The organism is Methylobacterium oryzisoli, assembly GCF_046557895.1.
In the GTDB taxonomy this organism is placed as follows: domain Bacteria; phylum Pseudomonadota; class Alphaproteobacteria; order Rhizobiales; family Beijerinckiaceae; genus Methylobacterium; species Methylobacterium oryzisoli.
This window is the reverse complement of sequence record NZ_JBKIBX010000032.1, coordinates 68289-76249: the sequence shown is the minus strand read 5'-3', so window position 1 is coordinate 76249 and position 7961 is coordinate 68289. Positions and strand designations below refer to the sequence as shown.

The window sequence follows — 7961 nt, the reverse complement described above, 5'->3', positions numbered from 1 at the left end:
TCGCTCAGGCGGCGCGCTGGAGCGAGGTCTGGGCGTTGTCGTTGACGGCCACGAACATGCCGGCGGTCTCGGCGTCGGGCGCCGCGAGGCCGAGGCGGTCGGTGAGGAGGGCGAGCGCCGGCCCGACGGCGACGGCGGCGAGACCGGCGAGGAGGAGGGCGATCGTCATGGCGGGCGTCCGGTGGTGTGTGCGGCTGCGATGAGCGGTGTATCGCACTGCACAACGCGCATTGGTATACCACATGCCACAGATCGGATATGCGGCGGCTGCATGCGGGGCGAGATGGGCCCGACGTCGCCCCCTCGCGCCCTCGCAACGTTCGCTGATCGGGCGTCTCCCTGATCGCGCAGGCGGTACGGCGATACGCCGGTGCCTTATGCGAGTGGCGGGCCGATATCTGCAGGCACCGGTATGTCGGCCACAGGCAGAACCACGGAGCCGATCTCAGGCACCATCGGCTCCGGAGGGCTGTAGGGGCGGTTGTAGCAGAGCCGGATTGCGCTCCAGAACGCGGCCTGCTCCTCGTCTTCGAGGTGACTGAGGCAGCCATCGAGCAACGCCCGACCGGCTGCCGCGAAGGCCGCTCGTTGCTTGGCCGTCAGGCTCTCAGCCGCAGCGGGAGAGTTCGTGAGTTGCCCAGCGGCCGCCGTGCCGTCGAGGAGATCCTGCACCGCGCTACCTCGTGCTCGAAAGGAACGTCGTCCTAACGCGCGAGGCCTGGCCGCGATCCCGCCACGCGTCGCCCTCATCATCGGCTGCCAGGAACCCCCTCTCCGACCTGCCGTTGGTCGCCGCACGAACAGGACCACAGCAGGACAGGAGTGATTCATGAGCATCTTCGGTTCGATCCTATCGAAGATCTTCGGTGGCCCGGCAACCGCCCAAGCCGCTGCGCCGCACGCCTCGGAGACCCCGAACGTCACGGCAGGAGGGAGCACCGGAGCGGGCGGTCCATCGGGCTCCGCGAGCAGCGCCGCCGCCCCGGCCATGAGCGGGGCCCCCTCCCCCATCGCCAACGATCCAACCGCAGGCACCCCGGCCGGTGTGGACGTGGGCGCCGTACTGCAAGACCTCGCCTCCAACTCCGGCCAACAGCTCGACTACAAGAGATCCATCGTGGATCTGATGAAGCTCCTGGGTCTCGACAGCAGTCTGGCGGCCCGCCGGGAACTGGCGAAGGAGCTGCACTACAGCGGCGACACGGACGATACCGCGACCATGAACGTCTGGCTGCACAAGCAGGTGATGCAGAAGCTGGCGGAGAATGGCGGAAGGGTGCCGGACGATCTGAGGCATGCCTGAGCTCATCTGGGCATCGTCTGGCTGACAAGAACCTTCTCTGAGCGGGCGCGTTGGGCCGTGAAGTCCAGTTCGGAGATATGCCTCATGCGAACCACAATCGTCGCTCTTGCTGCCTCTCTCGCCTTCACGGGCGCCGCACTGGCTCAGGCCACCGCGCCGGGCAGCGCCGAGAGCAACATGAACAACCCTGGCAGCGTGAAGAGCAACGCTGAGAAGGGCATGCCGAACCGTGACATGCCGGCGGCCACCGGGACGGTCACGGCTCCGACGACCGGTGTTGACCCTGGCTCTACGACTGTGCCGACGACCGGTCGTAGCGGAGGATCGAACACCAGCAGCGGATCGGGCACGCCCACGTCCCGCTGACGGCATCGGAGGATCGAACCGAGAGGGGATCGGGCGATCGCTCGGTCCCCTCTTGGCCAAGCTCCACACAGTGCAGCCCCAAGCTCAGCCGCCCGGACCCGAGATGCTGCACACTTGGGCACCTTCTGCCGCCGGCGGATGCAACCAAGTTGTCAGCGTTGAGTTAGGCTAATCAGCCCTGGACGAAAAAGGACCGCACCCGAAGATGCGGCCCAAGTCTAGAGAGGAAACGCCCCATGAGGGCAGCAGCACAGCGACGCCATCGCTGCACTGCACATCGACAACTGTTGGCTTGCGGAATCGTTCCTGCGGCCAAGAGTGATCCTCAGGCCCGCCTTGTGCGGGCCTTTTCTTTATCCTGTGTGAACCGCGTGTGCCTGAGCGCGTTGTCCGGCCTGTTGCCTTCAGCGGAGCAGAGGGATGCGGCGGTCGCGCGGTATGGGCAGGTGGTTGGTGGCAGCCGCGGCTGCTTGGTTGGTCGCAGGCGCGGCCGTGCAGAACACGACGTCCGAGCTGAACGCGCTGGAGATGAGAACGGCGTCGACCCCTGACGTAGGCGCCACTCCCAACAAGAAGCGGTCCCGGACCACCGAATACCGCGCGGCCAGGAGCCAACACCGGGCCGAGCAGGAGGCGGGCCTGTGAGGCGATCTGCGGCTTGGATATAAAAAAGGCCGCCCTCGCAAGCGGCCCGAAGTCGAGGGAGGAAACGCCCGATGAGGGCAAGCTCAATCTAGTCGGCGGAGGATGCGCTTGGCGTGCGCCTGCGCACATGCTCGATAAGCTGTGGAACCAGGCAACCTGGAGCGTTGGCCCTGTGACGGCCGCCGCGCGTCTGCTAGACCCATCACCATCCCTGCTACCTATTCGGTCCGAGGCGCTCCGGCTCCGCGGAGGACTGCCAAGTTGGCGAGGCTCGTGATGACGGGGCGGCCGTGGACCAGTTCTCTGGGCCGACCCTGTGACGCTCGGTGGGCCGGGTGGTCGCGGGAGGGTCGGCGAGGCGGGGAACAGGAACCGCACGCCGGCTGATGGCCCACCCCCATGACAGGCTGCACGACAGGCTGACTGTCGTCGAATGCCACGCAGGTGTTCACCGGACGCCGAGTGCGGCCGTGACGACGCCCTCCATGGCGGAGGGCTTCGTCCGCGGCGAGTAGCGGGCGAGCACCCGCCCATCGCGCCCCACGAGGAACTTGGTGAAGTTCCACTTGATCGCTCGGCTGCCGAACAGGCCGGGGCGCTCGCGTTTGAGATGCACGTAGAGCGGCTCGGCCTTCGGTCCGTTCACATCGATCTTGGCGAGCACCGGAAACGTCACGGCGTAGGTCAAGCTGCAGAACTGTGCGATCTCGTCGGCCGCTCCGGGTTCCTGTGCACCGAACTGGTTGCACGGAAAGGCCAGCACGACGAACCCTGCGGAGCGGTATCGTCGCCAGAGCGCCTCCAATCCTTCGTATTGCGGAGTGAAACCGCAGCGAGAGGCCGTGTTGACGATGAGCAGGACTTTGCCGCGGTATTCTGAGAGCGGGTGCGGAATGCCGTCGGCTCCCGCGGGCGTGAAGTCGTAGAGCGTGGTCATCAAGGCATTGTCCGACGAAGTGGCCACCGGTTCGTCGCAGAGAATGCGACACTATCAAGAACTTGGAGCAGGTCCCGACTGCAACGCGATCGGATCCTGCTCTAGCCACTCATAGCATGGCAACGCTGCGTTTGTTCCGAAGCAAGCGAATGTGCTGTCCAATCCGGCAACCTCCGAAAATCGGCCGGCTTCATCTTGTCGGGCAGCGCGCGCAGGCGGGGCTACCCTCTCGCGGCACGCCGATCGGCACCAGTCTGCGCGGGCCGCTCGGCGGCCTCGATGGTGCAGCCGCGCCTCGGCGATCAGGGGCCGGGACGCGGAGATGCTTCGCCTGCCTGTGTGAGGCGCCTCACAGTCGCGACCGTGCGTCGGGCGCACGGTCCGTTTCCCAACCAGGGAGACAGACTGTGAAATCGACCAAGATGATGATGGCGGGCTTGGCCATCGCAACGCTGGCGGTGGGCGCGAGCGGCGCCGAAGCTCGTGGCGGCCACGGTGGCCGCGGCTTCGGAGGCGGCCGCGGGATTGCTGTCGGCGAACCTCATTCCGGCGGCTTCGGCGGCCACCACGGCGGATGGGGGCGCGGCGGGTTCCACCGGCATGGAGGCTTCCACCACACCGGCTGGGGCTACCCGGCGGGCGGCTACTTCATGAGCTCGTATGGCGGTTACGGCGACTGCGAGATGATCTTCAGTCCCCGCAAGGGCCGCTACGTGCAGGCCTGTGACTGACGGGTTCGCAGGAGCGTGCCGAGGCACGTGCTCGCGAAGGGCCGACCGCCTCGCCTTCAGCCCCCCGGCTGGGCGGTCGGCACCTCCGCTGCCTGATCGATCCATCCTTGGAGACCGGTAGCGCGTCCATGTTCGCGCGCCGAACGGTGGAGCGAAGGTTCTCGGCTTGAAGCGTCGCGGCCCATGTCCTCGGGCTATGCAGCGTCTCCCGGGAGAAGGCGGAACACTTTCGTCGACGAGCCGTAGTACCGGTGGATGAGGCACGTGCGATCAACGCTCGGCTGCCAGCGTCAGGAGCCCGACGGGTCATGCTGCTCTACGAAGTGACTGACGCCCTCGGCATCGGCGGCCTCTTCCGTGATGTCGTGAAGCCGCTCGACACCTACCTCTCGAACGGTGAGAGCGAGGCGGGATGCCCAGCGCGGCATGACGATGCCCGGCCGCCATCGACCGCGCTGCGCGATGGGGTTGTCCGGCGCGAGTCCGTCCGCCGCGTACCAGAGAGTGTTTCTGTTCGCGGATGATCCCTGCTCCCATCGCCGGATCGACGGCGCCCGGTGCGGCTACCATCTCGCGAACCCAGAGACGCTCGCCGGGCGCGAACAGCCCCTCATGCGCCCCGCAATCTCAAGTTCCTCAGGTCCAACACCTGGCCGTCCATCCACGCGCCGCGGAATAGGCCGTGGCGTCCGCTGGCGGTGATGAGAACCGTTCGGCGCCGTCGATGACGTCACGCTCGCCGAAGCGGCGGGAAGTGCGGATCGTAGAGGGAATCCGCCAGGTCGGTCGAGGCTGCCGGCTGAGCGGGGCTCACGCTCTTGCATCGATCGAGCGGGGGAAAATGCGGATCGTGCCCGATCACGGCCGGCCTGACCTCGCGGACCTTCGATCGAGCGGTCGAGCGACGGACATGTGCCTCCAACGACATCGGCGCCTCCCTCGTGGGACCACCAGACGGCGCGATGCCACGGCCGCGCCTGCTATCGAAGCGGCACAGGATCGAACGAACCGGTTACCCGCAGGTTACCAGCGAAGAGGTCTGACGCCCGACATGTCCGTGGCCGAGGCCATCACCTCGACGGCGCGGCCACCATGCTCGTCCGAGACGCGCCTGTAGGTCGCCACGATGGCGTCCGCCTGGTCTTCGCTCAGGTCGCTGATGACGACTTGGCCGAGGTGGAGAGTGCAGCGACCATCGAACGTCACCTCTTTGCGAATGTCTTGCATGTCAGCATGCCTCCTTCTTCCAATCTGACATGCAGCCGCAGGGCCAACAAATCCCCCGAAATTCGTGAATACATACCCCTGAATTGCTGTGCCGTGGCGCAGCGACGCTCGTTGCAGCATCGGAGATCCTGATGACCGTGACGGCTTGCCGAGCGGCGTTCTTCGACATCATGCGTGAGAGACCGTTCGGCGTACGCTTGTCGGCACGCCAGGCCGCCGGCAGGATCTCGATCCGACGCCGCCCCGCCCCATCTCTCGACCGGCCGTCCGACCTGCTGCCTCGCACGAGTATATCGCCGGCCCTGTCATGCTAAAAGCTGGTCCTGAACAAGGGCTGAGGAAGCCGTTACTGCTCCAAGGTCCAGGTATGCAGAGCGGTGCGCCACTGGCCGCCCTCATTCATCAGCACATTCGTCCAGTGCCCGCCAAGTTTCTTCCCTCCGGCGTCGGCCTCCCAACGGCCGTAGGCATAGCCGAGTTCGCCCTTCTGCTCGCCGCCTTGGACCGTGATCTTATGATTCTTGACGCCCCCTTTTACAAAGCCTCCGAACAGCGCCTCAGCTCCTTGCGGCCCAGTGACTGGCTGCCCTCCGGCTGGAAGGATAACAGCATTCTTCGTGTATCCCTGCGCCACCTTGGATGGATCGCCTGCATTGAACGCGCTGTCCCAGCGAGCGGCTGTTGCTGCCGCGGTGTCCTTGAATTCTTGAGACAATGCTGCTTCTGCTGAAAGAGCGGCCACAGCAACCAACAGGAGTCCGGACATACGCCTCATTGCTCCCTCCCTCGTTGGGAGGTTTATTCTACTTCAGCCTGCGGGATCATCCAAACAGGCGGCAGAGACAGGGCGGTGCTCGATCGAGGGGGTTTGAGTGCCGATCCGCGCCCAGCCTCAGCGCGAGCTACCGGCGCCGCCGTGCTCCGACACCGCCACATCCCGGTGCTGCCTCGGCTTGGTCCGCGGGCGGCGCGACAGGTGCGCCCGCAGGAACTCCGCCGTCACTCCGCGCACCGGGTAGAGGCCCGCGAGCCCGCACGACCATTCCGCGCTCACAGGACGTACTGCAAAGACAAGCCGAGACATGCGCCAGTCGCATGCTCATGCCAGACGATTGGAACTGCTTGCGGCGCCGTGTCTTGCTACTCACACCGATGAGGAGCGAAGCGATGGACCAAGCGGACACACCGCAGCCCGGCAAGGATCCGAAACCGCACGATGGCGGCGCACCGTCGGTGCCCGAGGAGCCGTCCCCTTCCATCCCACAGGAAGACGGTCCTGGGATCGAGGAGACCGAAGGGCAGCCGACCTAGAGCAGGATCCGAGCCTTGAACCGGTCTGATCGAGAGCGAGCCTTGCAAAGAGCAATTCACGGCCAGAAGGAATCGAACAGACCGCAAGCACTGTCATGACAGATGACGGATCTATTCGTGGAGCAGATTCTGGAGATGCGCTAACCCGATGGTGAGCACTTCCCAAGTCCGACGACGCCAGCCGTTCGAGCCGTGAAGGCCCTGAGCAGCTGGTGGCCATCGTACGGCTTGGGCACGAACCGGCCCACATAAGATCCGTCAAGACTGCTCAGCATGTGGCGCCCAGAGGTGAGCACCAGATGGATGTGCGGCCAGCGGGCAGCCACCCGTTCGGCCAGTTCGAGGCCGTTCATCGACCCGGGCATCTCAACGTCGCTGAACAGCGCGCTGATCGTCGGGTCGGCCTCAAGGATCGTCCAGGCGGCATGAGCACTGTCAGCCTCGATCACGGCGAACCCGGCCTCCTCCAGCAGGTCGACGGCGGTCGCCCGGATCAGGTCTTCGTCCTCCACGACCAGCACGATCGGCAGCGAGGTGGTGTGAGCCAACGGCATTCCCGACTGCTCCTGGCTCAGGATCAGCGCTTCTGCCGAGTCTGCCCGAGGCCGGCGGCCTTCGCGAGTTCGGAGCGCTGAGCAGCGTAGCTGGCGCAGGCCATCGGGTAGTCGAAAGGCAATCCCCACTTCCGGCGGTACTGCTCGGGTGTGAGCCCTCGGCTGGCGAGGTGACGCTTCAGCGTTCTGTAGGGCCGGCCGTCCTCGAGCGAGATGATGTAGTCCGGCGTCACCGTCTTGCGGATCGGGATTGGCGGAGCGAGGGTTTCGGCCTCGGGCGCAGGCGCGGGCGGATGACCGAGGCTGCCGAGCTGGTCGTACACGCGCCGCATCAGCGCCGGAAGCTCTCCCGGAGGCATGTTGTTGTGGGAGACGTACGCCGACACAATGCCCACAGTAAGCTCAATCAAACCGGACTGGGGCGCGCCATCCAGGGCCATGCAAGACACCATTCTACAAGCTGTAAGTGCCAGAACTGGACACGAAAATAATACATCGCCCGGTCAGGCGATGATATATCGATTCAGATGAATGCTGTGATCCTACTATCCGGCATCTTCTTCGATGACAACTGCAAGGGTCGCCATCAGAATCCTGCTTCCTCTTTCATCATGGACATCAACCCGGATCTGGAATGCGTTCTTGCCAGGTGGCTCATGCCCGAGCAGTTCGCCCAGCAAGCGCTGTACCTCGTGCCGGACAGCGTTCAGGTCGGCGAATTCATGGCCTTGATCGTCTCGATCGATGAGGCCGTCAGAGATTTCAAAGAAGAACCGTGGCATTTCATCTCACATCTCGGATCTGCCGGAAAGGAGGATTTCATCCCAGGGCCCACCATCGCATGAGTCCGCAGGGCGGGATCGGCTCGGATGCCTCGAAACGTCGGC

The 7961-nt window shown here is 65.2% G+C and carries 12 protein-coding genes; 4 read left to right on the top strand and 8 right to left on the bottom strand.

From position 1 onward, the window contains the following. Positions 1–4: 4 nt before the first annotated feature. The gene (locus ACKUB9_RS24640; RefSeq protein WP_407528023.1) at positions 5–169 is read right to left on the bottom strand and encodes a hypothetical protein; all 165 of its coding nucleotides are present in this window, start codon (positions 167–169) and stop codon (positions 5–7) included. A gap of 206 nt (positions 170–375) precedes the next feature. Beyond that, positions 376–672, bottom strand: a complete 297-nt coding sequence (locus ACKUB9_RS24635; RefSeq protein ID WP_407528020.1) for a hypothetical protein — start codon at positions 670–672, stop codon at positions 376–378. A 157-nt stretch (positions 673–829) separates the two neighbouring features. Here ACKUB9_RS24635 and ACKUB9_RS24630 point away from each other — a divergent pair, with 157 nt between their 5' ends. Beyond that, positions 830–1303, top strand: coding sequence for a DUF3597 domain-containing protein (locus tag ACKUB9_RS24630; protein ID WP_407528017.1), 474 nt, complete (start codon positions 830–832; stop codon positions 1301–1303). Positions 1304–1446: 143 nt separating this feature from the next. Here the strand turns inward: ACKUB9_RS24630 and ACKUB9_RS24625 are convergent, their stop codons facing one another. Beyond that, positions 1447–1653 (bottom strand): hypothetical protein, encoded by a 207-nt coding sequence (locus ACKUB9_RS24625; RefSeq protein WP_407528015.1) that lies wholly within the window; start codon positions 1651–1653, stop codon positions 1447–1449. A gap of 1109 nt (positions 1654–2762) precedes the next feature. After that, positions 2763–3251 carry a glutathione peroxidase gene (locus ACKUB9_RS24620; RefSeq protein WP_407528013.1) on the bottom strand — a complete coding sequence of 163 codons (489 nt, stop codon included), beginning with the start codon at positions 3249–3251 and terminating at the stop codon, positions 2763–2765. Between the two features lie 407 nt (positions 3252–3658). Here ACKUB9_RS24620 and ACKUB9_RS24615 point away from each other — a divergent pair, with 407 nt between their 5' ends. After that, positions 3659–3982 (top strand): hypothetical protein, encoded by a 324-nt coding sequence (locus tag ACKUB9_RS24615; RefSeq protein WP_407528010.1) that lies wholly within the window; start codon positions 3659–3661, stop codon positions 3980–3982. Between the two features lie 308 nt (positions 3983–4290). Then, complete coding sequence (locus ACKUB9_RS24610) at positions 4291–4506, top strand: hypothetical protein (RefSeq protein ID WP_407528007.1); 216 nt, start codon at positions 4291–4293, stop codon at positions 4504–4506. A 499-nt stretch (positions 4507–5005) separates the two neighbouring features. Here the strand turns inward: ACKUB9_RS24610 and ACKUB9_RS24605 are convergent, their stop codons facing one another. The 4 genes from ACKUB9_RS24605 to ACKUB9_RS24590 form a co-directional block, all read right to left on the bottom strand. Next, complete coding sequence (locus tag ACKUB9_RS24605) at positions 5006–5209, bottom strand: hypothetical protein (RefSeq protein ID WP_407528005.1); 204 nt, start codon at positions 5207–5209, stop codon at positions 5006–5008. Positions 5210–5555: 346 nt separating this feature from the next. Next, entirely contained in the window at positions 5556–5975 is a 420-nt protein-coding gene (locus ACKUB9_RS24600; protein WP_407528002.1) for a YybH family protein, read from the bottom strand. Between the two features lie 685 nt (positions 5976–6660). Continuing rightward, on the bottom strand, positions 6661–7074 hold the full coding sequence (locus ACKUB9_RS24595) for a response regulator (RefSeq protein WP_407527999.1): 414 nt from the start codon (positions 7072–7074) through the stop codon (positions 6661–6663). Between the two features lie 23 nt (positions 7075–7097). Then, positions 7098–7514 carry a Ros/MucR family transcriptional regulator gene (locus tag ACKUB9_RS24590; protein ID WP_407527996.1) on the bottom strand — a complete coding sequence of 139 codons (417 nt, stop codon included), beginning with the start codon at positions 7512–7514 and terminating at the stop codon, positions 7098–7100. A gap of 87 nt (positions 7515–7601) precedes the next feature. Between ACKUB9_RS24590 and ACKUB9_RS34445 the strand changes: the two genes are divergently transcribed. After that, the gene (locus ACKUB9_RS34445) at positions 7602–7919 is read left to right on the top strand and encodes a hypothetical protein (protein WP_432760181.1); all 318 of its coding nucleotides are present in this window, start codon (positions 7602–7604) and stop codon (positions 7917–7919) included. Positions 7920–7961: the final 42 nt, after the last annotated feature.

What these genes read in the sequence shown, in the direction of transcription:
- ACKUB9_RS24640 (WP_407528023.1), bottom strand. Translation starts at nt 169, where the DNA reads ATGACGATCGCCCTCCTCCTCGCCGGTCTCGCCGCCGTCGCCGTCGGG.
- ACKUB9_RS24610 (WP_407528007.1), top strand. Translation starts at nt 4,291, where the DNA reads ATGCTGCTCTACGAAGTGACTGACGCCCTCGGCATCGGCGGCCTCTTC.
- ACKUB9_RS24600 (WP_407528002.1), bottom strand. Translation starts at nt 5,975, where the DNA reads ATGTCCGGACTCCTGTTGGTTGCTGTGGCCGCTCTTTCAGCAGAAGCA.
- ACKUB9_RS24620 (WP_407528013.1), bottom strand. Translation starts at nt 3,251, where the DNA reads ATGACCACGCTCTACGACTTCACGCCCGCGGGAGCCGACGGCATTCCG.
- ACKUB9_RS24590 (WP_407527996.1), bottom strand. Translation starts at nt 7,514, where the DNA reads ATGGCCCTGGATGGCGCGCCCCAGTCCGGTTTGATTGAGCTTACTGTG.
- ACKUB9_RS24630 (WP_407528017.1), top strand. Translation starts at nt 830, where the DNA reads ATGAGCATCTTCGGTTCGATCCTATCGAAGATCTTCGGTGGCCCGGCA.
- ACKUB9_RS24595 (WP_407527999.1), bottom strand. Translation starts at nt 7,074, where the DNA reads ATGCCGTTGGCTCACACCACCTCGCTGCCGATCGTGCTGGTCGTGGAG.
- ACKUB9_RS24605 (WP_407528005.1), bottom strand. Translation starts at nt 5,209, where the DNA reads ATGCAAGACATTCGCAAAGAGGTGACGTTCGATGGTCGCTGCACTCTC.
- ACKUB9_RS34445 (WP_432760181.1), top strand. Translation starts at nt 7,602, where the DNA reads ATGAATGCTGTGATCCTACTATCCGGCATCTTCTTCGATGACAACTGC.